This window comes from Caulobacter sp. UNC279MFTsu5.1, assembly GCF_900114015.1.
GTDB lineage: Bacteria > Pseudomonadota > Alphaproteobacteria > Caulobacterales > Caulobacteraceae > Caulobacter.
Genome location: NZ_FORN01000028.1, coordinates 1 through 25366 on the forward strand (window position 1 = coordinate 1; position 25366 = coordinate 25366).

15 protein-coding genes are annotated in these 25366 nt (G+C 69.5%); 10 read left to right on the forward strand and 5 right to left on the reverse strand.

Features of this window, described 5'->3' with window-relative positions; translation table 11 throughout:
* From BM066_RS15745 to BM066_RS15775, 7 genes are all read left to right on the forward strand, one after another.
* A partial coding sequence (locus tag BM066_RS15745; RefSeq protein ID WP_089929490.1) for a hypothetical protein occupies nucleotides 1-460 on the forward strand: 460 nt, incomplete at its 5' end.
* A gap of 268 nt (nucleotides 461-728) precedes the next feature.
* Nucleotides 729-1808, forward strand: coding sequence for a toxic anion resistance protein (locus BM066_RS15750; RefSeq protein ID WP_018061554.1), 1080 nt, complete (start codon nucleotides 729-731; stop codon nucleotides 1806-1808).
* On the forward strand, nucleotides 1805-3364 hold the full coding sequence (locus BM066_RS15755; RefSeq protein ID WP_018061555.1) for a substrate-binding domain-containing protein: 1560 nt from the start codon (nucleotides 1805-1807) through the stop codon (nucleotides 3362-3364). Before BM066_RS15750 ends, BM066_RS15755 begins: the two co-directional genes overlap by 4 nt.
* Nucleotides 3365-3447: 83 nt before the next feature.
* A complete protein-coding gene (locus tag BM066_RS15760; protein WP_018061556.1) occupies nucleotides 3448-4062 on the forward strand; it encodes a 5-bromo-4-chloroindolyl phosphate hydrolysis family protein in 615 nt (204 codons plus the stop codon).
* Nucleotides 4063-4076: 14 nt separating this feature from the next.
* Nucleotides 4077-5180 carry a type 2 periplasmic-binding domain-containing protein gene (locus tag BM066_RS15765; RefSeq protein ID WP_018061557.1) on the forward strand — a complete coding sequence of 368 codons (1104 nt, stop codon included), beginning with the start codon at nucleotides 4077-4079 and terminating at the stop codon, nucleotides 5178-5180.
* Between the two features lie 547 nt (nucleotides 5181-5727).
* The gene (locus tag BM066_RS15770) at nucleotides 5728-8565 is read left to right on the forward strand and encodes a TonB-dependent receptor (RefSeq protein WP_018061558.1); all 2838 of its coding nucleotides are present in this window, start codon (nucleotides 5728-5730) and stop codon (nucleotides 8563-8565) included.
* 69 nt (nucleotides 8566-8634) lie between these two features.
* Nucleotides 8635-10731 (forward strand): beta-galactosidase, encoded by a 2097-nt coding sequence (locus BM066_RS15775; protein WP_018113299.1) that lies wholly within the window; start codon nucleotides 8635-8637, stop codon nucleotides 10729-10731.
* A 216-nt stretch (nucleotides 10732-10947) separates the two neighbouring features.
* Here the strand turns inward: BM066_RS15775 and BM066_RS15780 are convergent, their stop codons facing one another.
* On the reverse strand, nucleotides 10948-12384 hold the full coding sequence (locus BM066_RS15780; protein WP_018113300.1) for an OprO/OprP family phosphate-selective porin: 1437 nt from the start codon (nucleotides 12382-12384) through the stop codon (nucleotides 10948-10950).
* A 101-nt stretch (nucleotides 12385-12485) separates the two neighbouring features.
* On the reverse strand, nucleotides 12486-13826 hold the full coding sequence (locus tag BM066_RS15785) for a dicarboxylate/amino acid:cation symporter (RefSeq protein ID WP_018061920.1): 1341 nt from the start codon (nucleotides 13824-13826) through the stop codon (nucleotides 12486-12488).
* 230 nt (nucleotides 13827-14056) lie between these two features.
* Here BM066_RS15785 and BM066_RS15790 point away from each other — a divergent pair, with 230 nt between their 5' ends.
* The 3 genes from BM066_RS15790 to BM066_RS15800 all read left to right on the forward strand — a co-directional run bounded on the left by BM066_RS15790 (nucleotide 14057) and on the right by BM066_RS15800 (nucleotide 19984).
* Nucleotides 14057-15877, forward strand: coding sequence for a sensor histidine kinase (locus BM066_RS15790; protein ID WP_255367616.1), 1821 nt, complete (start codon nucleotides 14057-14059; stop codon nucleotides 15875-15877).
* Complete coding sequence (locus BM066_RS15795; RefSeq protein WP_018061921.1) at nucleotides 15874-17232, forward strand: sigma-54-dependent transcriptional regulator; 1359 nt, start codon at nucleotides 15874-15876, stop codon at nucleotides 17230-17232. Before BM066_RS15790 ends, BM066_RS15795 begins: the two co-directional genes overlap by 4 nt.
* A gap of 202 nt (nucleotides 17233-17434) precedes the next feature.
* Nucleotides 17435-19984, forward strand: a complete 2550-nt coding sequence (locus BM066_RS15800; protein ID WP_255367619.1) for a hybrid sensor histidine kinase/response regulator — start codon at nucleotides 17435-17437, stop codon at nucleotides 19982-19984.
* 19 nt (nucleotides 19985-20003) lie between these two features.
* Here BM066_RS15800 and BM066_RS15805 read toward each other — a convergent pair whose 3' ends face one another.
* The 3 genes from BM066_RS15805 to BM066_RS15815 all read right to left on the reverse strand — a co-directional run bounded on the left by BM066_RS15805 (nucleotide 20004) and on the right by BM066_RS15815 (nucleotide 25323).
* A complete protein-coding gene (locus BM066_RS15805; protein ID WP_018113302.1) occupies nucleotides 20004-20573 on the reverse strand; it encodes a hypothetical protein in 570 nt (189 codons plus the stop codon).
* Nucleotides 20574-20849: 276 nt separating this feature from the next.
* Nucleotides 20850-22451 carry an alpha,alpha-trehalase TreF gene (gene treF, locus BM066_RS15810; RefSeq protein WP_018061924.1) on the reverse strand — a complete coding sequence of 534 codons (1602 nt, stop codon included), beginning with the start codon at nucleotides 22449-22451 and terminating at the stop codon, nucleotides 20850-20852.
* A 289-nt stretch (nucleotides 22452-22740) separates the two neighbouring features.
* Nucleotides 22741-25323, reverse strand: a complete 2583-nt coding sequence (locus BM066_RS15815; protein WP_018061925.1) for a TonB-dependent receptor — start codon at nucleotides 25321-25323, stop codon at nucleotides 22741-22743.
* Nucleotides 25324-25366 lie beyond the last annotated feature (43 nt).

The following is a 25366-nucleotide window of genomic DNA, read 5'->3' on the forward strand; positions in this document are numbered from 1 at the left end:
GCAGCTGATCAGCAACAGCCGCAACAACGACGCCTATGCCTGGTACGGGGCGAGCACGGTCGATCGCGGCTATACGACGAACGGACTGAACCAATATAGCGTCGTCGGCCAGGCCAGCCTCGGCTACGACGCCAACGGCAACCTGACCTCGGACGGCTCGACCAGCTTCCTCTATGACGTCGAGAACCGGCTGACCAGCGCCAGCGGGGCGACGACGGCGACGCTCAGCTACGACCCGCTGGGGCGGCTGTATCAGACCGCCGGCCCGAGCGGGGCCGGGACCACCCGGTTCCTGTACGACGGCGACGAACTGGTGGCCGAATATGACGGCGCCGGCGCCCTGCTGCGCCGCTACGTCCACGGCGCCGCGGTCGACGACCCGATCGTCTGGTACGAGGGCGCGTCGCTGACCGACCGCCGCCATCTGCTTACCCTGGGAATTACGGTGACAGTGCACTAATTTGACTCTCCGCGCCCAACGTCGAGACGGGGCGCGTCTGGCTCGCGCGGTCTTCGAGGGGGCGCCCACCCCGTCACCCAGCGCGGCGACGGCTGGGCGCAAATCGTCTTCAGCGACGCGGGCGACCCATTGCGCCGCGACCTGCTGTCCGAGAGCGCCGCCAAGGTCGACGTCGAGGTGTGGGGCCGGGCGCTGGACTTGTAATAAAACTGTCACTCGTCTTGCGTGCAACGCTCCGCATACTTCCTGCCGGGCTTGGGAGGCGGACATGAGCGAGATCGACAAGACGGCGCAGGCGACGGCGCCGGTCGTCGCGCCGGCCGACGGCGGCAGGGTGGCGACGATCCAGGCGACCATCGACATCGCCGACACCGCCCAGATCACCGCCTTCGGCGAGCGGGCCCAGCAGCAGGTGGCGGGCTTCGCCGACCGGATCCTGGAGCAGACCCGCAACCGCGAGCTGGGCGACACCGGCGAGCTGCTCAGCGACATCATCGCCAAGGCCAAGGGCCTGGACCCGGCCGACCTGCAGAACGCCGGCCTGGTCGCCAGGCTGTTCGGCGGCCTGCGCCGGCGCCTGCATCGCTTCACCGCCAAGTTCGAGACGGTGGCGGCCCAGATCGACCGTATCACCGTCGAGCTGGAGAAGCGGATCGACCGCCTGCGCCGCGACGTCGCCATGCTCGACGGCCTGCACGACCAGACCCGCGACTCGATCGGCGAGCTCGACGCTTACATCGCCGCCGGCAAGGCGTTCGCCGAAGCGTTCCAGAAGGGGCCGCTGGTCGAGCTGAAAGCCAAGGCGTCGGGCGCCGACGGCGGCAGCCAGGAGCTGATGGCCGCCCAGACCTATCAGGACGCCGTCCAGTCGCTGGACCGCCTGGAAAAGCGGGTGCTCTACCTGCAGCAGGCCCGGCAGATCGCCATCCAGCAGCTGCCGCAGATCCGCATCGTCCAGAACGGCGACGCCACCCTGATCGAGAGCCTGGCCGCCTCGATCAACCTCACCGTCCCGGCCTGGAAGCAGAAGATGGTGCTGCTGCTGGGCCTGACCCGCCAGCGCGAGGCCCTGGCCCTGCAGAAGACGGTCACCGACACCACCAACCAGATGCTGCGCCAGGCTTCGGAGATGATGAAGACCCAGGCCGTCGACATCGAAACCCAGTCGCAGCGCGGAATCGTCGACATCGAGACCCTGCAGAAGACCAACCAGGACCTGATCGACACCATTTCCGGCGTGCTGCAAGTCCAGGCCGAGGGCCGCAAGAAGCGCGAGCTGGTCGAGATCGAGATGGACCGCCAGACCGAGGCCCTGAAGACGGCGCTGTCGCAGGGCCCCGCCCGGTGAGGCGGCTGGCCGTCCTGGCGGTCGCTGTCCTGGCCGGGCTGCTGGCCGGTTGCGGATCGCGGGCTCCTGATTTCCGCATCGTCGCCGGTTCGGAGCAGAAGTCGCTGGAGCCCCTGGTCCAGGCGTTCTGCAAGCGCCAGCACGTCAGATGCCAGATCGACTACAAGGGCTCGCTCGACATCGGCCTGATGCTGGCCGCCGACGCGCCGCCCGAGGTGGACGCGGTCTGGCCGGCCTCCAGCCTGTGGATCGAGCTCTACGACACCCGCCGCCGGGTCAAGGACCTGAAGTCGATCGACACCACGCCGGTGATCCTCGGGGTAAGGGCGAGCAAGGCGCGCGAGCTCGGCTGGGTGGGCAAGCCGGTGCGGATGGACGACATCCTCCAGGCGGTGCAGGCCGGCAAGCTGTCGTTCCTGATGACCTCGGCCACCCAGTCCAACTCCGGCGCGGCGGCCTATCTGGCCATGCTGGCGGCGGCGTTCGGCGACGGCTCGCGGCTGGATCCGGCGGCGCTCGACGACCAGGCGGCGCGCGCCAAGGTCAAGGCCCTGCTGAAGGGCGTGGCGCGCTCGTCGGGCTCCTCCGGCTGGCTGAAGGACCTCTATCTGGAGACCGCCCAGGCCGGCAGGCCCTACGACGCGATGTGGAACTACGAGGCGGTGCTGAAGGAAACCAGCGACGCCCTGCGCCTGACCGGCGGCGAGATGCTGTACGCCGTCTACCCGGCCGAGGGCGCCGCCTATGCCGACGCGCCGCTGGGCTATGTCGAGCGCGGCCAAGGCAAGAAGACCCGGGCCTTCTTCGACGCCCTGCAGGCCTATCTGCTGAGCGCCGAGGCCCAGGCCCGCATCGCCGCCGACGGCCGCCGCACCGCCCCGGGCATGGCCGTCCCGGCCCGCGCCGAACCGGACTGGAACTTCGACCCGTCGCGCGTCGTGCCGTCCGTCGCCCTGCCCGAGCCGGCGGTGATCTCCCGGGCCCTGACCCTCTATCAGGAGGTGCTGCGTCGCCCGTCCCTCACCGCCCTGTGCCTGGATTTCTCCGGATCGATGCAGGGGCAGGGGGAAGAGCAGCTGAAGACCGCCATGCGGACCCTGCTCACCCCCGCCGAAGCCTCCAAGTCGCTGATCCAGTGGTCGCCGGCCGATCGCATCATCGTCATTCCCTTCGACTCCAGCCCGCGCGCGACCATCACCGGCGACGGCGGTCCCGCCTCCCAGGCCCGGCTGCTCGCCGCGATCGAGGCCGAAAGCTCGGGCGGCGGCACCGACATGTACGCCTGCGCCAACGCCGCCTTCGCCGCCATGCAGCCCTATCTCGACAAGGGCTATTTGCCGGCGGTGGTGCTGATGACCGACGGCCAGTCGGACAACGCGGAAGGCTTCGACGCCGCCTGGCGGCGGGGCGGCCGCGAGTTGCCGGTGTTCGGGGTGACCTTCGGCGAGGCCGACAAGGACCAGCTGGACGCGGTGGCGAAACTGACCCGGGCGCGGGTGTTCGACGGCGGCAAGAACCTGACGGAGGCCTTCCGGTCCGCCAGGGGCTATAACTGAGCCGGTTCGATGAAGGGCGCGGCGGTCTTGCGGGTGAATGGGCGGTTGGCCAAGCGGCCTCATCCTCTCCCGGAGTCGGGTTGATGGGGCGGGGGACGGCGACCCTGCTGGCGGCCGTGGCCGCGGCCCTGACCCTGCCGCTGCTGGCGCTGGGCCTGAACCTGCCGTGGTGGCTGGCCCTGGGGATCGCCGTGGCGGTGTTCGGCGGGGTCTGGCTGGTGCTGAAGCCGGGCGGCGGTCTGGGGGGCGGGCTCGTCGACGAGGCCGTCCTGGATGCGCGCAGCGCTACGGCCCAGGGCCTGCTGCAGGAAGCCGCCAACGCCATCGACCGCCTGCGCAAGGCCCGTCGCGAGATCACGGACGCCCCCATGCGCGCCGAGATCGCCCACCTTCTGGAGGTCGGCGACAAGGTGGTGCGCGAGGTGCGCGAGGATCCGAACCGCGCCATGGCCGTGCGCCGCCTGCTGGCCTTCTACCTGCCCAACGCCGCCAGCGTCGCCGACGGCTGGCGCACGCTGGAGGCCCGCGCCGTCCCTTCCGCCGAGCGCATGACCCAGACCCGCGAAGTGATGGGCGGGCTGTCCCAGGCCTTCGCCAAATACGCCGACGACGTCGCCGAACCTGAACTGCAGACGCTGGACCTGGACCTGAAGGTGTTGAAGGACGCCCTCAAGGCCGATCTGAGCAACACCTCGTGAAGGAGACCTGAGGCATGGCCATGAGCAGGCGGGCGATGGCGGGGCTGGGCGTCCTGGGGGGCAGCGCGGCGGTCACCGGCGGGGTCGTGCTGTTTCGCGACCGGCCGGAGGTCCGCGGGGCTCTGGGCGACGTCAACCTGGTCAAGGGCTATGCCGGCGGCGAAAAGATCGGCTTCATCCAGAACCCTCGCACCGTCGCCGCCCTCAAGCAGCACGGGCTGGCCCTGGCGGCCGAGCGCGCCGGTTCGGTGGAGCAGGTCCGCGACCCGACCCTGCTGGCGACCAAGCCCCAGTTCCTGTGGCCCAGCTCCAGCCCGCTGGTCGATCTGGCGCGCCGCCAGGTCAAGATCCTGAAGGACGAGGTGATCTTCAACTCGCCCATCGTCATCTATTCCTGGGTCCCGATCGCCGACGGCCTGGTCCGGGCCGGCCTGGCGACCCAGGAAGGCGCCCACTACTCTATAGACGCCAAGGGGCTGATCGACGCGGTGCTGGCGCGCCGGGCCTGGAGCGAGCTGGGCCAGCCCGACCTCTACGGCCGGGTGCGGCTGATCGCGTCGGATCCCAACAAGTCCAACTCCGGGTTCATGTTCGCGGGCCTGGCCGCCAACCTGCTGGCGGGCGACGTCGCCACCGCCGACACCCTGCCGGCGGTGCTGCCCAAGCTGGTCGACCTGTTCCGGGGCATGGGCTTCAAGTCCAGCTCGTCGGGCAAGGTGTTCGACGACTACGTGGCCGGCGGTCCGGGCGCCCAGCCGATGGTGGTCGGCTACGAGAACCAGCTGGTCGAATGGATACTGGCCGACAAGGAGCGCTGGAAGCGCATCGCCGGCGCCGCCGGGCCGGCCAAGCCGGTGGCCCTCTATCCCCGGCCGACGGTCTATTCCGCCCACCCGCTGATCGCCCTGGATCCGCAGGCCCTGTCGCTGATCGACGCCCTGATGTCGCGGCAACTGCAGGAGATCGGCTGGCGCGACCACGGCTTCCGCGGGCCGCTCGGCGCGATCGGGGCCGAGACCGATCCGATGATCGCCGGCCGCATGCCGGCCCAGATCGCCGCCGTCGCGCCGATGCCTGACATCGAGGTCATGCTCGAAATTCTCAAGGCCCTGGTCTGAACGCCAGCCTGTCGTGGCGGCGCGGCGCCAGGCTCACGGGTTCGGCCAAGGTCGTCAATCGCCCCGTCCACCCGGTTCACGGCCTGGTGTGGACGGCGACTCGCCCCTCTGACGCCAGGCGGCGCTCCCCGGGAAGCCGAGTGTTCGGGATGAGGGGTCTCGTGCGGCGTCGCTTTCGGTCGGCGAGGCGGGCCAGGCGCCGCATCGGCTTTCCGGACGAACTTCCCTTTTTGTCAGGGTATATATCCGCGCCAGCGCATCGGCGTGCGGCGGGGTCTGCGGTGCTTGAAATCCACAACCGCAATCTGCTGTGGCGTAGGACGATATTCCGGTGACAGCGAGCGCGCTCGCGCATCGACAATCCCAGGCCACAGGCCGGTTTCCAGGAGTGTACGATAATTTCCAAGGTTCGGCAAAGATGATATTGATGTTACAAACCTGTTGACGGTCGTTCACGACGCGGGCAGATATAGTCGGACAAAAGGTCGCCACGAGGAAAATACCTCGGGCTTGCTCACTAGGGGGAACGATGAAACGCCTTGCGTTTATGCTGTCTGTCGCGCCGATCGCGCTCTTGGCCATGCCCGCCGCGGCCCAGACGGCGCCGGCGATCCAGAAATTGTCTGACAAGCCGGCCCAGACCAGGCAGTTCGCCGCCGCCGAGCCCACCGCCGACGCCAGCCCGAAGACCGAGACCGCCGCCGTCGACGAAATCGTCGTGACCGGCCTGCGGGAAAGCCTGCGGTCGGCGCAGCAGATCAAGCGCAATTCCGACGCCATCCTCGACGCGGTCGTCGCCGAGGACATCGGCAAGCTTCCCGACAACACCGCCGCCGAGACCCTGGCGCGAATCACCGGCGTGCAGGTCGAGCGCTTCAGCGACGAGGCCAACCGCGTGCTCATCCGCGGCCTGCCGGACGTGGCCACCACCTATAACGGCCGCGAGATCTTCACGGCCGAGCTGCGCCGCGTGCAGCTGCAGGACTTCCCGGCCCAGGCGCTGGCGGGGATCGAGGTCTACAAGTCGGGCACCGCCGACATCGTCGAGCCCGGCCTGGCCGGCCTGATCAATGTCCGCTCCCGGCGGCCGTTCGACTTCAAGGACTGGTTCGTCGGCGGCGGCGTCCGCGGCACCTACAACGACCAGACCAAGAAGTACGACCCGAACGGCAACATCCTGGTTTCGGACCGCTGGGACACGCCGATCGGCGAGATCGGCGTCCTGGCCAACGCCACCTACGCCCAGTCGCAGTACCGCAACGCGGTGCGCTACAACAATCAGGACATCTCGACGGTCAGCTCGCTTTCAAGCGTCTCGCCGGCGTCGGCAGGCCACAGCTTCCGCTATCCCCACTCGGTCGGCCTCTACAACGACGGGGGCAAGCGCTTCCGGCCGTCTGGCAATATCGCCCTCCAATGGCGGCCGAACGACAAGCTCGAGGTCTACTTCGACGGCATCTACCAGGGCTATCGCGGCCGGCAGGCGACGGACAATCTGGACGTCAATCTGCGGGACTGGGATTCGACGGTCCGGCAGGATCCGACGCTGACCAATGTCACGTTCGTCGAGGGGACGACCGACCAGGCGGCGGGCTTCACCAAGACCGGGGGCACTGCGCCGCAGGCCTATCGCTCGACCGGCGCGGACCATACCGACACCTACCAGGGCGCGGTCGGGGCGATCTGGCGCGGTGACCGCCTGACCCTGTCCACCGACCTGGCCTACGAGGACAGCGAGTACGAGGCCCGCAACTGGAGCTTCGACAGCGCCTTCGCCTCGGCGCCGACCGTCGTGGTGAAATTCAACGAGAAGAACGGCGCGGCGTTCGACCTTCCCGGCTTCAACGCTTCCGATCCGGCCAACTATCTGTGGCGCGGCTATTACGAGCGACACTACATCGCCAAGGGCAGCGGGGTGCAGTGGCGGGGCGACGCCAAGTTCGACACGGGCGCGTCGTGGCTGCCGGAGATCAAGTTCGGGCTGCGCTATACCGATCGAGACGCCTCGCTCATTCAAGGGTCGCGCTACGCGTGGACGCTTCCGCTGAAGATCCCGCTCGCCAGCCTGCCCGTGGGCCAACTGCAACTCATCGAAGATCCGTTCCGCGGTGATGCGCAGGGCTTCACCCAGTACCTGATGCCGACGCGTGACGGCATTGCGGGGAACGCCGCGGCGCTGCGCCAGCGCTCGGTCGCGGCGCTGCAGCAGCAAGTCGCGCTCAACCCCAACGACCAGGGCTACAAGGACGCGCTGACGGCGTTTTCCGCCCCGGACGTGCCGTTGGATGTGGCGGGCGCTTTCCGCGCCACCGAGCAAAGCTATGCCGAGTACGCCCAGGCGAAGTACGCCTTCGATGTCGGCTCGGTCGCAGTCGACGGCGTGGTCGGGATCCGGGTTGTCCAGACGCTCGGCGAGTTCTCCGGCACCTCGCGCGTCAGGAACAACAACGTCACGACCCTGGTCCCGCGCACGATCAAACAGAACTACACCGACGTGCTGCCGAACATCAGCATGCGGATCCGGCCGATCGACAAGCTGCAGCTGCGCTTGGGCTACACTCAGACCCGCACGCGCGTCGATTTTGGCGCGCTGAACCCAGCCCTGAACGTCGACCAGATCATCCGGGACCCCTCGGTCCCCATCAATCCTACCGACCCCAACGCGCTGATAAACGCCACGGGTTCGGGCGGAAACCCTGACCTCCTCCCGCTCACCTCCAACAACTACGACGCCAGCGTCGAATATTATTTCTCAAGCACCGGCAGCATTACTTTTGCAGGCTTCTATCGCGACCTCTTCGGCTTCACGTCCAACTACACTCGCACCGTCCAAGACCCCGTCTATGGTCTTATCCGGATTAGCCGTCCGGAGAATGCCGGGGCGGGTAAAATCAAGGGCTTTGAGGTCAACGCCCAGACCTTCCTGGACTTCCTGCCAGACGCGTTCAAGGGCTTCGGCGTCCAGGGGAACGTCACCTATGTCGACGGCAAGAACCAGTTTCCCAAGGCGCTGGTCGCGGATCCGGCTTACGTCCGTATCACGGGCCTGTCCAAGTGGACCTACAACGCGGCCGTCTTCTATGAACGCAACGGCCTGACGGGGCGGCTCTCGTACAATCGCCGGTCGCCTTGGGTCAGCTATTATCGCGATGCGCCTGACGGCTCCCAGTATACAGGGGTCGGAGTCAAGGCGGTCTCCCGTCTGGACGCGTCGCTGAGTTACGACGTCTCCAAGCACCTGACCGTCAGCGCCGACGTCTCGAACCTGCTGGCCAAGCCGTTCGAGAACATCAACAACTACCAGCCCGATCGGACCTATCCGGTCGATGTCCGCTACGAAGGCCGCTACTACGGCCTGGGCCTGCGTTTCCGCTTCGGCGAATGATGCGGGACCGGCCAGCGGCGACGCCGCTGGCCGGTTACCGACCACTGACGAACGGCTCGGGAGGCAGGGATGTTGAACCTCGATCGACGCCTGCGGGCCGCGGCGCTGGCGCTCCTGCTCACGCTGGCCGGCGGCCAGGTCGCGGCGGCGGCGGACCTGCCGAACACCATCCTCTACGGCGTCGCCTATTACGACGAATACACCCCCACAGACCGCGTCGAGGAGGACGCGCGGATGATGCAGGCGGCGGGGATCACCGTCGTGCGGATCGCCGAATCCACCTGGGGCACGCTGGAGCCCCAGCCTGGCGTCTTCGACTTCAGCCATGTCGACCGCACCCTGGCGGCCATGCAGCGGCACGGGATCAAGGTGATCGTCGGCACGCCCACCTACGCCGTCCCCACCTGGCTGGCGCGCGAGCATCCCAACGTCCTGGTGGTGACGCCGCGCGGCCGGGCCGAGTACGGCCGCCGCCAGAACATGGACATCACCGATCCCGACTATCGCCGCGCCGCCGAGCGGGTGATCGTCGCCCTGGTCGACCACGTGAAGGACCATCCGGCGGTCATCGGCTACCAGGTCGACAACGAGACCAAGGCCTACGACACCAGCGGCCCCAACGTGCAGGCCGCCTTCGTCGCCGACATGAAGCGCCGCTGGCCCGACCTGGACGCCCTGAACAAGGCCTACGGTCTCGACTACTGGAGCAACCGCATCAACCGCTGGGAGGACTTCCCGTCGGTCAACGGCTCGATCAACGCCAGCCTGTCCAACGCCTTCGCGCGGTTCCAGCGCGGCCTGGTCACCGACTTCCTGGCCTGGCAGGCGGACCTGGTGCGGGCCCACGCCCGGCCCGGACAGTTCATCACCCAGAACTTCGACCTAGGCTGGCGCGGCCATTCGTTCGGCGTGCAGCCCGAGGTCAACCACTGGGAAGCGGCCCGGGCGCTCGACGTCGCCGGCATCGACATCTACCACCCCAGCCAGGACAGGCTGACCGGCGCCGAGATCGCGTTCGGCGGCGACCTGACCCGCTCGCTGCGCGACGGCCAGAACTATCTGGTGCTGGAGACCCAGGCCCAAGGTTTCCCCGAGTGGACGCCCTATCCTGGGCAGCTGCGGCTGCAGGCCTTCAGCCACCTGGCGTCCGGCGCCAACATGGTCGAGTACTGGCACTGGGCCAGCACGGCCAACGCCGTCGAGACCTACTGGCGCGGGGTGCTCTCGCAGGACTACCGGCCCAACGCCGTCTACGAGGAGGTCGCGACCATCGGCGCCGACCTCAAGCGGCTGGGGCCGAAGCTGGTCAATCTGAAGAAGCGCAACCGCGTGGCGCTCTATGTCAGCAACGCCGCGCTGACCGCCTTCGACTCATTCAAGATCAGTTCGGACGTCGGCTACAACGAGGTGCTGCGTCCCTATTACGACGCGCTTTACCGGATGAACGTCGAGGTCGACATCCTGTCGCCCACGTCCAAGGTCCCGCTGTCCGACTACCAGCTGATCGTCGTCCCGGCGCTCTACGCCGCCAGCGACGCCGAGATCGACCGGCTGAACGCCTACGCCAAGGCCGGCGGCCATCTGGTCTACACCTTCAAGAGCGGCTTCTCGGACGAGAACACCAAGGTGCGCTCCACGCCCCAGCCCGGCGGGATCGCCGAGGCGGCCGGCGTTCGCTACGAGCAGTTCACCCGGCCAGAGGGCGTATCGCTAGACGGCGATCCCTTCGCCGTCGGCGACAAGGACAACGCCGCCCGCTGGTGGATGGAGTTCCTGACGCCGACCACCGCCAGCGTCGTGGCGCGCTACAGGCATCCGTCCTGGCCCGCCTATGCGGCGATGACCCGCAACGCCTACGGCAAGGGCGAGGTCGCCTATGTCGGGTTCATGCCGACCGACGCGATGATCGAGAAGATCTTGGCGGGCGAGGCCCGGCGCGCCGGCGTCGAGCTCCCGCAAGCCCGGTTCCCAGTCATCGTCCGCGGCGGCCGGCTCTCGAACGGCCATGCGGTGCGCTACGTGCTCAACTACTCCGCCGCGCCGCAGCGGTTGGCGGGGGGCGCGGGGCAGGGGACGGAGCTTCTGTCGGGCCGCAAGGTCGAGGCCGGCCAGCCTCTCGACCTGCCGCCCTGGGGCGTGGCGGTCATCGAAGGGACCGGGCGCTGAATTCCGGAGCCGCTCCCCAACGAGTCCGTCATTCTCGCCCTTGTGGCGAGAATCCTTCTGTCCGCCGCAGGTGCGGGAGTGTGGCGCGCTAGCGCGCCAAGGCGCTTCACGGTCAGCTGAACCAGGGATTCCCGCCACAAGGGCGGGAATGACGGATCAAAGGAGGCGGGCCTGGGTGTCGGCCCAGCCGCCCGAGAGAGCTGAACCTGGATCCCCCTAGAACTCCACCTGCAGCCGCGCCTGGGCCACGGTGACGTCGGCGTCGAGCTCCGCGCCGGCGATGTTGCGGTTGTCGATCTTGGCCCGGGTTAGGTTCCCAGTCAGCCGGACATAGCTGTAGGGATACCAATTGGCCCCCAGCGTGACGCCGCGATAGATCCCGGCCGTGGCCAGGCCGGTCTGCAGCGAGGGGGCGACCAGGGTGTTGGCCGCCATGTCGCTGAGGTCGGCGTAGTCGTAGCGGGCCGCCAGCTCCACCGCGCCCAGGCCGCCCTTGTCGAGCGGGTGCAGCACCTTGACCCGGCCGAACGAGCCGTTGGGATTGTAGGGCCGGGTCTCGCCGGTCGGGAACCAGCTGACGGAGCCGTAGGCGGTGACGATGTCGAAGTTCGGACCGCCCAGGGTCGGGCTCAGGGTGGTGGCGATGCGGTCGACCTTGATCCGCGCGGCCTCGGCCTGCACCGACAGGGCCCGGTGCACCCAGGCGCCTTCCAGGGCCAGGGTCGTGTCGCCGTCGCCGACCGCGCCGGTGGTCAGCAAGGTCGCGCCCGAGGCGGTCTGCGGCCGGAAGGCGGTGTTGGCGGCCGCCGAATAGGTGAAGCCGGTCTCGCCGCCGCGGTCTCGCCGCCGCGCCCACGCCCCCAGGTGCAGGCGATCGTTCTCCGACAGCTTCGGCGACCAGGTGGCCCGCACCGTCGCGCCCGTCCGCTCGACCGCCTGGTTGGGGTCGAAGCCGCCGGTCACGTCGGCCTTGTTGATGCTGTCGCCCTGCAGGGCCGCCCATAGCGACCAGTTGGGTCCGGTCCGCACCGCCTCCAGCGCCAGGGTGTAGCTGGCGTCGATCAGGTCGCCATAGGCGCCACGCTCCATGAAGGTGATCGACTTGAACGAGGTCAGGCCCTCCAGCGAGGCGGCCTTCTGGTTGCCGGCCAGCAGCGAGGTCTGGCTGTCGAGCTTGTATTCGATGATGGCGTCGTCCCAGCCCCAGGCGCCGCCGCTGACCGCGCCGCCCTCCAGGCGATAGGCCCAGCGGCCGGTCTGGCCCTCGACGCCGAGGAACAGCTGGCGGGCCCGGAACTGCCGGGCGTGATAGTCGGCCAGGCCGTCGCGCTCGGTGGTGGAGTCCACCGCGTCCAGCGACATCCGTCCGCGCAGCTTGAAGGTCGCGCCGGACGGGTCGGTGAAGCGCGGCGAGTTCTCCCAGCGGATCGGCTCGGCGGCCGGCTTGGACGGCAGGGTCTGGATCGGCGCGGCGGCGGCGGGCGTCGGAGCCGGGGCGGCGGCCGGGGGCGCGGCCTGGCGCTCCAGCACGTCGAGCCGCGCCTGCAGCGCCTGGATCTGCGCCTTCAGCGCGGCCAGGTCGGGATCTTCAGCGTGGGCCGCGCCGGTCAGGCTGGCGGCGACGAGGGCGGTGGTGGCGAAAAGCATGCGCATGGCGGAGTCTCCCCTTCTTCGGCGCCGTGCGCCGGAAGACGGTGGTCAGGATCGGGATGGAAAAAGGAGGCCGCCGCGGCGGCCTCCGAGGTGGGGAGCGCCTATTCGGCCGCGATCGCCGCCGGGTCCGGCGAGGGCTCGACGTCGGACGGGAGCGGATGGCCGGCCAGGGCCGCCTCCAGCTGGTCCTTGTCCAGGGCGTTCTCCCAGCGGCTGACGACGATGGTGGCCACGGCGTTGCCGATGAAGTTGGTCAGGGCCCGGCACTCGGACATGAACCGGTCGACGCCCAGGATCAGGGCCATGCCGGCCACCGGCACCGACGGCACCACCGACAGGGTCGCCGCCAGGGTGATGAACCCGGCCCCGGTGACGCCGGCCGCGCCCTTGGAGCTGAGCATGGCCACGCCCAGCAGCAGCAGCTGGTCGCCCAGCGACAGGTGCACGCCGGTGGCCTGGGCGATGAACAGCGCCGCCAGGGTCATGTAGATGTTGGTGCCGTCCAGATTGAACGAATAGCCGGTCGGCACGACCAGGCCGACGACCGGCTTGGCGCAGCCCGCGCGCTCCAGCTTGTCGATCAGGCTGGGCAGGGCCGATTCCGACGAGCTAGTGCCCAGCACCAGCAGCAGCTCGCTCTTCAGGTAGCGGATCAGGCGCAGGATCGAGAAGCCGTTGAACCGCGCCACCGCGCCCAGGATCACCAGCACGAACACCAGCGAGGTGGCGTAGAAGGTGCCGATCAGGGCGGCCAGGTTGATCACCGAGCCGATGCCGTACTTGCCGATCGTGAAGGCGAAGGCCCCGAAGGCGCCGATCGGGGCGGCCTTCATCAGAATGCCGACCAGGCGGAAGAAGGCGTGGGCGATCGACTCCAGCAGGTCGACGACCGGCTGGCCCTTGTCGCCGACCAGGGCCAGGGCGACGCCGAACAGGATCGAGAAGAACAGCACCTGCAGGATGTCGCCGTCGGCGAACGCGCCGGTGACCGTGGCGGGGATGATGTTGCTGAGGAAGCCGACGACCGTCGTCTCGTGGGCCTTGGCCGCGTAGTCGGCGACCTTGTCGCTGTGCAGACTGGCCGGGTCGATGTTCATGCCGGCCCCGGGGTGGACGACATTGGCCACCACCATGCCCAGGATCAGGGCCAGGGTCGAGAAGGTGAAGAAGTAGACGAAGGCCTTCAGCACCACGCGGCCGAACTTGCCCAGGTCGCGCATGCCGGCGATGCCGGTGACCACGGTCAGGAAGATCACCGGGGCGATGACCATCTTCACCAGCTTGATGAAGGCGTCGCCCAGCGGTTTGAGGGACTCGCCGAAGTGCGGATAGAAGTGGCCGATCAGGGCGCCGGCGGTGATCGCGATCAGCACCTGGACATAGAGGTGGGCGTACCAGCGGCCGGGGCGCGACGGCGCGGCGGCGGGGGTCTGCGGAATCATCGGCGGGCTCCTGGGCTCGTTTCCTCGCGCGTCTCTGAAGGCTTGGCGCTTGGGCCTAGAGTGCGGGAATTTCACCGTCGTGTTCGGAGATTTCTTTCGTGCGGAATAAGTGCATGATTTAACAGCATATAATTTGAGCGCGGTCTTGCCTTGGCAGCCTAAATTGTATCGCATTCCGCCCATGAGAATCCGCGTTTGTGTGGTATATGACACGATCTCCGGAGGTGGCCTTGGGATCCTCTTCGACATCGGACGCGCCGATTTCGCGCCGGCGGCTGCTGGGCCTGGCCCTGGCGGCGGCCGCCGTCGGCCTGGGCCTGGCGTGGGCGGTCGGGGCGCTGGTGCAGGACCGCGCCATGGCCAGCCTGCGGTCGCGGGCCGCGGCTTCGGCGGCGCTGCACGCGGCGGTGTTGCGCAGCGAGCTGGACAAGCAGCGGGCCCTGCCGCTGGTCCTGGCCGACGACGCCGATCTCGAGGCGGCCCTGTCGACGCGCGCCCCCGCCCGGCTGGCCGCCCTGTCGCGCAAGCTGGAGATCCTGGGCGTCCAGGCCCGCGCCGCCGCGGTCTATGTCATCGCGACCGACGGCACGACCGTCGCGGCCAGCAACTGGAGTCGGCCGACCAGCTTCGTCGGTTCGAACTACGGCTTTCGGCCCTACTTCACCCAGGCCCTGCGCCAGGGCTACGCCGAGCAGTTCGCGCTGGGCACGGTCAGCCGCAAGCCGGGCCTCTATCTGGCGCGGCGGGTGGACGGCGCCGCCGGGCCGCTGGGCGTGGTGGTGGTCAAGCTGGAGTTCGACGGCGTCGAGGCGGCCTGGCGGGCCATCGGCGAGCCGGCCTTCGTCGTCGACCCGCGCGGCCTGGTGCTGATCACCAGCCAGCCGGAATGGCGCTTCCAGGCGCGCCGCCCCCTATCCGACAAGGCGCGCGCGGCGCTGCGGGCCCAGGGCCAGTTCGGCGACGCGGCGTTCGCGCCCTTGCCGCTGCGGTCGCGGGGCGGCGACGGTGTGCAGCGCACCGACGTTCCCCGGGCCGAACGCCAGATCGAGACGCGGCTGGCCGACGTCGCGCCCGGCTGGACGCTGCACCTGCTGACCGCCGCCACCCCCGCCGACCAAGCGGCGGCGGCGGCGCGCTGGATCACCGCCCTGGTCTGGGCCCTGCTGTGCACGGCGCTGTTCTGGCTGGGGATCCGCCGCCGCCGCATCCGCCTGGCCGCCCTGCGCGAACGCGAGGCCCGCGTCGAGCTGGAACGACGGGTCGAGGTCCGCACCCAGGAGCTGACCGAGGTCAACCGCGCCCTGTCGCGCGAGGTCGACGAGCGGCAGCGGACCGAAACCCGGCTGCGGGCGCTGCAGGCCGACCTGGTCCAGGCCAACAAGCTGGCCGCCCTGGGCCAGATCGCCGCCGGCGTGGCGCACGAGATCAACCAGCCGGTCGCCGCCATCCGGGCCAACGCCGACAACGGGCTGGTGCTGCTCGACCGCGGCCGTCCGGAGACGGCGCGGGAGAACCTGGTGGCCATCGCCGCCATGACCGAGCGGATCGGCCGCATCACCGACGAACTGCGGGCCTTTTCGCGCAAGGCCGATGGCCGGGTCGAGCCGACCCTGGTGTCCGAAGTCATCGAGGGCTCGGTCCTGCTGACCGCCAGCCGGTCGCGCCGCCACGACGCGCGGCTGGTCCGCGAGGGCGAGGCGTCGGGATTGAGGGTGCTGGGCGAACGGATCCGACTGGAACAGGTGCTGGTCAACCTGCTGCAGAACGCCTTCGAGGCGGTGGAGCCTCGCGCCGAGGGCCTGGTGACGCTGGGCGTGCGCGACGCGGGCGACACGGTGGAGATCGCCGTCGGCGACAATGGGCCGGGCCTGGCTCCCGAGGTCGAGCGCGGCCTGTTCACGCCGTTCCTGACCACCAAGCCCCAGGGGCTGGGCCTGGGTCTGGTCATCGCCCGCGACATCGCGGCCGGCTTCGGCGGCCAGCTGACCGTCGTCTCGACCCCCGGCCAGGGCGCGACCTTCACCCTGACCCTGCGCAAGGCCGACCGATGACCGCGCCGGCCGGCAAGGTCGTGTTCGTCGACGACGACGACGCTCTGCGGGTCGCCGCCGTCCAGGGGCTGGAGCTGGCCGGCTTCGACGTCGCGGCCTTCGACAACGGTCCCGCGGCCCTCAAGGCGCTGTCGCGGGACTTCGCGGGGGCGGTGGTCTCCGACGTTCGCATGCCCGGCATGGACGGCCTGGCGCTGTTCGCGCGCATCCAGGCGATCGACCCGGACATTCCGGTGCTGTTGATCACCGGCCACGGCGACGTGGCCATGGCCGTGGCCGCTCTGAAGGACGGGGTCTACGATTTCGTCTCCAAGCCGTTCCCGAACGAGCGGCTGGCGGTGGCCCTGGCGCGCGCCCTGGAGAAGCGCAACCTGGTGCTCGACAACCGGCGGCTGGAGGCGTCGGCCGCCCAGGCGACGGCGGGCTCGCCCCTGCTGGGCGAGGCCCCGGTCATGCAGCGGCTTCGGGCGACGATCGCCCAGCTGGCCGAGGCCGAGGTCGACGTGCTGATCCAGGGCGAGACGGGGGTCGGCAAGGACCTCGTCGCCCAGGCCCTGCATCGCGGCGGTCCGCGTCGCGCCCGCCCGATGGCGACGGTCAACTGCGCCGCCCTGCCCGAGGCGGTGTTCGAGGCCGAACTGTTCGGGGTGGCGGGCGGCGCGGCGGGCGGGCGGCCTCGCATCGGCCGCCTGGAGCACGCCGATCGCGGCGTGCTGTTCCTCGACGAGATCGAGGGCCTGACCCCGGCCATGCAGGCCAAGCTGCTGAGGGTGGTCGAGGAACGTGAGATCTGGCCGATCGGCGCGGCCGAGCCCCGGCACCTGGACTTGCGGATCATCGCCGCCGGCAAGATCGACCTGGCCGGACCGGTCCGCGACGGCGCCTTCCGTGCGGATCTTTATTACCGGCTGAACGTCGTCACCCTGGTGGTGCCCCCGCTGCGCGAGCGGCGCGAGGACGTGCCGATGCTGTTCGGCCATTTCCTGGCCGAGGCCGCGGCGCGGTTCCGCCGGCCCGTTCCGCGCCTCACCGCCGCGGTCCGTGACCATCTGCTGGGCCACGACTGGCCCGGCAATGTGCGGGAGCTGGCCCACTACGCCGAGCGCGTGGCCCTGGGCCTGCCGTCCGCCATCACCTCCGAGCCCGCGGCCGACGGCCAGGCCGAAGGCTTGGCCGAACGGGTGGAACGCTACGAGGCGATGGCGATTCGCGAGACGCTGGCCGCCTGCGACGGCGACGCGCGCACGGCCATGACCCTGCTGCGCACGCCGCGCAAAACCTTCTACGACAAGCTGCGTCGCCACGGCATCGAGATCGACGCCTATCGCCCCTCCAGGCGCGGTGCCCGTCCCTGATCCCTTTTCGAAGGGCCCAGAGAGAGGGCAGTGGATAGGGCGATCCGTCGCAGGCTCGACCGCGGTTTTGGGCGTGTTGTTAAGCCTGGCTGCATCAAGTCGTGATCTTGTCCCTCGAGAGACCAAATGGGGGTGATCGCCGATGGCGATAGTCAGGATCGCGGACAAGACCGCCGGACGCGGACGACCGGCCTGCAAGAGCGTGGGTTTGGCCTTGGCGGCCGCGCTGGTCTTGGGTGCGCTGACGGTCGGCGCGGCGCACGCCGAAACCCGGGCCGAACGCCTCGACGCCCTGGGCGCGCAGATTCGCGCCCATCACGGCAAGCTGACGCCAACGCTGATCGAGTCGATGGGCCGCTCGGCGCTGGAGGCCAAGGGCGACGCGCGCTTCTACGGCGCTTGGCGGGTGCTGAACTACTACAGGAACAACGGCCAGGACGCCGATTTCGACCGCTGGGCCGGCCAGCTCCGCAAGGTCGCGACCCGCGATGGCGACCCGCGATTGGCCGGCATGGCCGAGGCGATGAGGCTGTCCGGGCCCGTGCTGTCGGGGCGCGCGGACAGCCTGGACGACGCGGTCTGGAGCCGGTTCGACGCCGCGGGTCCCGATGTCCGCCGCGTAGCGCAGCTGGAGCGGCTGCGCGTGGCGGTGGGCCTGAACCAGTGGGCCAGGGCCTCGGCGGTGGGCGCGGCGTTGATCCGCGACGTCGACGGCCAAAACCGCCTGACCTGGCCGCTGGCGGCCGAGGCCCACACCCTGCTGGCGACGACATTGGGCGATCTGGGCGACCATCTCAGCGCCCTGGACCACCTGACCGCGGCGGCCGACCTGGACCGCCGGATCGGCTCGGCGACCCAGGACGCCGAGCGTGTCTACGACCTGGCCGACATGGCCAGCGCGGCCGGCGAATACGCGGCCGCCGAACGGCTGGCGGCCCTGCATGGCGAGGTCATCAAGACGTCCGGCGGGCCCCGGGCGACGTTCTTCAACCGCTATCTCTGCGCCTCGATCGCCTACGACCAGGCGCAATGGGCGCGGACGCTGCGCTGCCTGGACACCGTTGCGCCGCTCCTCGACAAACCCCAGGACGGGTGGGCCGTGGGCGCCCTGCGCATGCGGCTGGAGGTCAAGGCGCGCCTCGGCGACGCCAAGGGCGCCCGCCAGGATTTCGCGCGCCTGCGCGCCGCGCCCGATGGGCTGGGCGCAGAGGATCCGCTGTCCGACCTGTTCAGCGACGCCTACACCCTGCGGGCCGAGAAGAAGGGGCTGGAGGCCTTCGACGTCTATGATCGCTGGCGCCGCAAGGCGATGCGGGCGATGAAAGAGGACCACCAGCACAAGATCGCCGCCATCTCCTCGGCCCTGCAGGCCGAGCTGGGCTCCAAACGCGAGCAGCTCCAGCATGTGGAGAAGGAAGCGGCGCTCCAGCGCGGGCTGAACACGGCCTGGACCATGGTCGCCGGCCTGATGACGCTGCTGGCCGCAGGCGGCGCGGCCTGGATGGTCCACCAGCGGCGGGTCTCGCGGGAGCTGCGCGACGCGCGGGCCCGCGCCGAGGCGGCCAGCGAGGCCAAGTCGACCTTCCTGGCCACCATGAGCCACGAGCTGCGCACGCCCCTGAACGGCATGCTGGGCCTGGCCCAAACGCTGAAGCTGGAACCGCTGGAGCCAGGCGAGCGCGAGCAGGTGGAGCTGCTGGAGGATTCGGGCCGCAACCTCCTGACCCTGCTCAACGACGTGCTGGACCTGTCCAAGATCGAGGCCGGCAAGCTGGACATCGCGCCGATCCCCGGCGACCTGGTCCAGACCTGCGCGCGGCTGGTCCGGGTGCAGGGCGCCCTGGCCGCGGACAAGGGCCTGGCGATCACCTTCGCCGCGGCCGACGACACGCCCGCCAGCCTGTCGTTCGACCCGGTGCGGGTGCGCCAGTGCGTCTCCAACCTGTTGTCCAACGCCGTCAAGTTCACCGCCCATGGCGAGGTCGCGATGACCCTGCGCTGCGAGCCGCTGGCGGATGGCGAGGTCCTGGCGACCATCCGCGTCTCCGACACCGGGGTGGGCATGTCGCCCGAAACCTTGGCCAAGCTGTTCGGAGCCTATGTGCAGGCCGACGCGTCGACCGCGCGCCGGTTCGGCGGCACGGGCCTGGGGCTCAACATCACCCGTCGCCTGGCGGTGATGATGGGCGGCGACGTGACGGTCGAGAGCCAGGAAGGCGTCGGTTCGACCTTCACCCTGTCGTTCCGTTGCGGGGCGCTGGCCGAGGCCACGCCGCGGACCGAGGCCGAGGCGGCCGCCGCGCCGTTCGATCTCCGGGAGCGCAGGGTCCTGTTGGTCGACGACCATCCGGTGAACCGCAAGGTGGTCGGCGTGATGCTGGCCCCGTTCGGCTGCGTGGTCGTCGAGGCCGAGCACGGCCAGGCCGCGCTGGACCGGCTGGAGGCCGAGCCTTTCGACGTGGTGCTGATGGACGTCAACATGCCGGTGATGGACGGCCTGGAGGCGACGCGCCGCATCCGCGCCCGCCCGGACTGGGCCGGACTGCCGATCATCGCCCTGACCGCCGACGTGATGGACGACCAGATCCAGGCCTGCCGCGAAGCCGGCATGGACGACTTCGTGGTTAAGCCGGTGGACATGGCCGCGCTGGTCGCGACGGTGACGCGCGCCGGCCGGACCCCGCGCCAGACCGATCACGAGACGGGACCGTCCCCGGAACGGCGCATGACGAGTCTCGCGGCAAGCCGGTGACCGCGTTCCAGGAACCCGCCTACTTGCCGGTGTAGGGCAACGAGGAGTGGTGCACGATGATGCGCACCACGCCGGCCTCGTCCTTCTTGAACACCCAGGTCTTGTCGACCGTGGTGATCTTGCCGGCCCGGTCGCGCATCATGACCCTGCCCATGGTGTTGGCGACGTCGCCGTTGATCTGGACGCCCACGTCCTTGACCTCCACCGCGCGCCAGTGCTTGAGCGCGAAGCCCGTGTCGTTGGGATATTGCGGGTCGTGGCCGACGAAATAGGCCAGGGCGCCCGCCTTGGTGAGGCGGAAGGTCTGGGGTTCGCGGGTCAGGGTCGGCTTGAACAGCACCGGTCCCAGATTGTAGCCGTAGGCCGCGTCGAGCACCGCGTTGGCGGTCGCCCTGGCCTTTTTGATGCCGCCGGTCTCGTAGTCGCGCGAGATGGCCACCAGGGCGTCGCCCCAGGCCTTCTCGGCGGCGCGGACTTCCGGTTCGGTGATCCCGGCGCCCGGCGGATCAGCGGCGAGGGCCGGCGCTCCCATGGCGACAGTCAGAATGAAGACCGAGGCGGTCAGGGCGCGGCGTGTGGAAGAGATCATCGGGTCTTGCCTCCGTTGCGGGGCGGCGGCCGGGCCTGGGGCCGCTCGCGGTGGGTGGACGCGGACGCTGACTGTCACTTCGTGTCTCGCGAGGACCCCAGGACCTGGCCTGGTCGCGACGGCTTTCCCGACGCGCCGCGACAGCCTGGGTCACGCGACAAGGCTCGTCGCGCTCGCAGCTTCACAGTACAGGGTACTGCCTTTGAGTGATTATTTGTATAAATTCAACCCAGAAATGTGTCCGGGTTCGCGCCGGCGGCGAGATCGCCCGGACGTTCAGCGCGGCGCCGGATAGAGGTCGAACAGGGCGCGGGTCACGCCGTTGGTCCAGCCGAAGCCGTCCTGCAGGGGATACTCGCCGCCGCCGCCCGCTTTGGCCTCCTCGACGTCGTACTTCTCCAGCATCTTGCCGCTGGCCTGGTATTCGCGGGCCACGGTGGCCAGCCAGCGCTGGCCGATGTCCCGGGCCAGGGCTTCATCGCCATAGCGGCGCAGGCCCGACACCGCCACCCATTGCAGCGGGGCCCAGCCGTTGGGGGTGTCCCACTGCTGGCCGGTCGAGACGGTGGTGGTGCGCAGGCCGCCGGGCGCCAGAAGCAGGGCGCGGGTGCTGGCCGCCACGGCCTTGGCCTGGTCCGGGCTCGCCGCCCCGACGAACAGCGGATAGAGGGTCGCGGCGCTGGGATGGTCCAGCCGCGTCCGCGCACGCCATTGGTAGTCCAGATAGAGGCCGCGCGGAGCGTCCCACAGCCAGGCGTCCATCGCCGCCTGGCGGGCCTTGGCGCGGCCGCTGAACTCGGCGACGCAGGGGGCGTCGGCCAGGTCGGCGCAGCCCTGGGCGATCGCCGTCTCCAGGCCGTACATCAGGGCGTTCAGGTCGACCGGGACGATCGACGTGGTCTGGATGGTCTTCAGGCTCTTGCCGTCGGCCATCCAGCGCGAGCTGAAGTCCCAACCACTTTCGGCGCCCGAGCGCAGGTCGCGGAAGACCTCGCCGGCAGGGCGGTTAGTGACCTCGCGGGCGGTCAGCACGTCTTCGCGGTAGGACTCGTCGCGCGGGGTGGCGCGGTCGTCGGCGTAGCGGTTGAGGATCGCGCCGTCGGGCAGGGCGACCACGCGGCGGTGCGCCTGGCCGGGCGCCACGGTCTTCTCGCCGTCCATCCAGAAGGCGTGTTCGCGGCGCATCAGGTCGACCCGAGCCTTGAACCGCGCCTTGTCGGTCTTGTCGGCCCCCTCTTTCTGGGCGAGGCCGACCATGGCGAAGTAGAACGGCGGCTGCGAGCGGCTGAGATAGTAGGTGCGCGTGCCGTTGGGGATGTGGCCGTAACGGTCGATCAGCCCGCCGAAGTCGTCGACCATGTTTTCGACCGCGTCCCGGCGGCCGTCGGCGGCCAGGCCCAGCATCGTGAAATAGCTGTCCCAGTAGTACATCTCGCGGAAACGCCCGCCGGGCACCACGAACGGCTTGTCCAGCGGCAGGGCGCTGTCGCCGTCCACGGCCTTGACGGGCGGGCGGGTGAGCACCGGCCACAGGGCGGCGACGTGGGCCTTCAGCGTGGTGCGGTCTTGGGACGGCGGGGGCGGGGGCGCGCTGTCCGGCACGACGAAGTTGGCGCGCACGAAGCGCTTCAGCTCGGCGTCGGTGAAGGCGGCGTGGGCGCGGTAGGCGGCCAGGATTTGGGCCGGCGGACGCTTGGGCGTGGCGTCGACGAAGGTCTTGCCGTCCGGGAACAGCCTGCGCATCTGCACCTGGTGGAACAGCGCGCCATAGGTGTCGGCGGGGGAGGGGACCTGGCTGGCCTGGGGCGTCTGGGCCAGGGCCGGGGAGGCAAGGCCTAGCCAGATTGCGGAGGCGAGCAGGGTGTTGCGACGTTTCACGACGGTTCCTCCACATATCCGCTCATCCCGGCGAAAGCCGGGATCCAGATGGAATGGCTCAAAGGCTGTTTCCAGGATCGCCGAGCTCTTCCAATCAGCTACCCAGCTTTGGGATCTGGGTCCCGGCGTTCGCCGGGATGAGCGGTTCTAAAATCACCCGAGTTTCAAACGGCAAAAGCGCGGATCGGGTCCGTAGGGGACCCGATCCGCTTGCAGGGAGGGTTGCTGGGGACAACCCGTCCGCCGGGCCGAAGCGGCCCCGGCGGATTCGGACCGGACTGGGGGCCGGTCAGAAGTTGTAGCCGACGCTGACCTTGAACGACCGGCCCAGGATTGGGCGGGCGTTGGCGCCGCTGGTCGATCGCGGGTCGCCCTCGGTCAGGCCGTGGCTGTCGGTGAGATTGTCGGCCGAGACCTGCACCGTGAAGTCGTTGACGTCGAAGATCGCGCCCAGGTCGACCTTGGTGTAGCCCTTCAGCACCTGGGTGTTGGCGTTGTCGGCGAAGCGGTCGTCCACCGCGCTGACCGTGCCGTAGAAGGTGGACTCCACAGAACCCAGGGTCACGTCGTAGCTGGGGGTGAAGCGGATCATCCAGTCGGGCTGGCGCTGGGCGCTGTTGCCCTTGTTGCCCGGGATCGACGACTTGACGATCTCGGTCTTCTGCCAGGTGCCGTTCAGGGCCAGCGACAGGCCGAAGTCCGAGCGCCAGCGGCCGTCCAGCTCGACGCCGTGGGCCTTGTTGCTGTTGCTTTCCTGGATCCCGCCGACGTCGGCGAACTTGGCGCCCTCGAACTTGTTGGCGAAGCCGGTGGCGTAGAGCTCGAACGGTCCGCTGCGCAGCTTGTAGCCCAGTTCGTACTGGTCGACCGACAGGGTGTCGGTCAGGCCTTCGCGGAAGTTGTCGAAGCTGGGGAACTTGTAGCCGCGCGAATAGCGGCCGAACACGCCCGAAACGGCGTTGAGGTCGTAGTTGACCCCGACCGTGTAGCTGGTCTTGCTGTTGCTGTAGTCGGTGGTGCGCAGGGCCAGGCCGTCGGGGAAGCCGGGGCCGTCGTCGACCACGTAGTCGGTCTGGAACCGCTCGCGGCGCACGCCCAGGTCGATGCGCAGCGGCTCGATCACCTGCCAGGAGTCGGCCAGGTACAGGGCGTCCACCCGCCCGTCGCCGGCCGAGGTCAGGCCGAACTTGAAGCAGCTGGACGTGCTGCCGGCCGCGGCCAGGTTGGCGCAGGTGACCGGAGCGGCCAGGTAGTCGCCATTGGCCTTGACCTGCATCGGCTCGACATTGCCCAGCGTCCAGAAGTCGTCGGACTTGAAGCTGGAAGCGTAGTAGCCGGCCGACAACTGGTGGGTCCCGAGGGTCTTGGCGATCGACAGGTCGTTGGTCACGGCCTTGATCTTCTTCTCGACGATCCAGGCGCCCCAGTTCTGGACGTAGTCGTTGGCGCCCAGGGTCGTTCCGCCACGCGTCTTGATGGCGCCGGGGACCACGGTGTTCAGGGCGGCCACCGTGATCGCCGCCCCGTCCGGCACCAGGCCGTAGGTGTCGGCGTCGCCGTCGGTCAGGCTGAAGCGGTCGCGCACCGTCCAGCCGTCGCCGAACTCGTGGTCGAAGCTGCCGCCGGCCACATAGCCCTTGAAGCCCCGGCCGTCGGCCAGATCGAAATTGCGGGTCGCGCCGGCGCCGTTGACCTGCAGGGTGTGGAAGCGGCTGGCGTTGCCCAGCTGGGTGTACTCGCCCTTGTCGACGCCGGGCACGTTGATCGCGAACGGCAGGTACCAGGCGCCGTGGTCGTCGGTGTAGCGGGCGTAGAGGTTGATCTTGCCGCGCTCCATCCGCTTGGTGATGTTGACCGTGAACTGCTGGCCGACCTCGCTGTCGAACTGGGTGTCGCGCACGCCCGGCGAGGTCGTCGCGTAGCCGCCGACCATGAAGTAGAGGTCGTCGCCCAGCTTGCCGCTGAGCAGGCCGTCGACGCGGCGCAGGTCGTAGTCGGAGGTCGACAGCTTGACCAGGCCATGGGTTTCCTCGCCGCCTTCCTTGAGCTGGAAGTTGGTGGTCAGGCCCGGCTGGCCGTTGGAGAAGATCGGGTTGGGACCGCCGCGCAGGGCCTCCATCCGCGAAATGGTCTCGTCGACCCGGAAGATCGAGCTGTTCTCGAGGAACGACAGCGTCGAGGGCGGATAGATCGGCGAGCCCTGCAGCTGGATGGTCAGGAACTCGGCGTCGCCGGTGGCGGGGAAGCCGCGCACGAAGACGTTGGCGCCGGCCACCCCGCCCGAGGTCTCGACCCAGACGCCGGGCACCAGGGTCAGCAGCTCGGCGGTGCTCTTGGGCGAGGCCTTGGTGATGTCGTCGGCGTTGACGGTGGTGACCGCGAAGCTGGCGGCCAGCTTGTCGATGCCCTTGCCGCCGGGGGTGCCGACCACGATCAGCTCGTCGACCTGGGCGGGGGTTTCGGGTTCGGGCTCGACCGCCGTGGCGGGCTGGGCCTGGGTCTGGGCGCTGGTGGCCACCAGCAGGGTCTTGGCGCGGATGGCGTAGACGCCGCTGGCGGTGGGCTGGGCGCTGAGGCCGGCGCCGCTGAGCAGGCGCTTGAGCGCGGCCTCGGCGGTGTAGGAGCCCTGCAGGGCCGGGGCGCGCTTGCCGCGCACGCTGGCCTCGTCGAAGGCCACCTGCTGGCCGGACGCCTGGCCGAAGGCGCGCAGGGCGCCGCTCAGGTCCTGGGCGGGAATGTCGAAGCTGTAGGCGGCTCCCCGAGTCTGTTGGGAGAGCTGCTGGGCCTGGACCGCCGCGGGAGCGGCCAGCAGCATCAGGGCCGCGGCGGCGGTGGAGCTCCAGGCCAGGCGGCGGTCGAACGGTCTGCGCATATTTCTTCCCTCCCTGATGCGCCGACGTTGATTGCGGCGCTTT

What these genes read in the sequence shown, in the direction of transcription:
- BM066_RS15750 (WP_018061554.1), top strand. Translation starts at nt 729, where the DNA reads ATGAGCGAGATCGACAAGACGGCGCAGGCGACGGCGCCGGTCGTCGCG.
- BM066_RS15760 (WP_018061556.1), top strand. Translation starts at nt 3,448, where the DNA reads ATGGGGCGGGGGACGGCGACCCTGCTGGCGGCCGTGGCCGCGGCCCTG.
- BM066_RS15765 (WP_018061557.1), top strand. Translation starts at nt 4,077, where the DNA reads ATGGCCATGAGCAGGCGGGCGATGGCGGGGCTGGGCGTCCTGGGGGGC.
- BM066_RS15770 (WP_018061558.1), top strand. Translation starts at nt 5,728, where the DNA reads ATGCTGTCTGTCGCGCCGATCGCGCTCTTGGCCATGCCCGCCGCGGCC.
- BM066_RS15775 (WP_018113299.1), top strand. Translation starts at nt 8,635, where the DNA reads ATGTTGAACCTCGATCGACGCCTGCGGGCCGCGGCGCTGGCGCTCCTG.
- BM066_RS15780 (WP_018113300.1), bottom strand. Translation starts at nt 12,384, where the DNA reads ATGCGCATGCTTTTCGCCACCACCGCCCTCGTCGCCGCCAGCCTGACC.
- BM066_RS15785 (WP_018061920.1), bottom strand. Translation starts at nt 13,826, where the DNA reads ATGATTCCGCAGACCCCCGCCGCCGCGCCGTCGCGCCCCGGCCGCTGG.
- BM066_RS15795 (WP_018061921.1), top strand. Translation starts at nt 15,874, where the DNA reads ATGACCGCGCCGGCCGGCAAGGTCGTGTTCGTCGACGACGACGACGCT.
- BM066_RS15805 (WP_018113302.1), bottom strand. Translation starts at nt 20,573, where the DNA reads ATGATCTCTTCCACACGCCGCGCCCTGACCGCCTCGGTCTTCATTCTG.
- BM066_RS15815 (WP_018061925.1), bottom strand. Translation starts at nt 25,323, where the DNA reads ATGCGCAGACCGTTCGACCGCCGCCTGGCCTGGAGCTCCACCGCCGCC.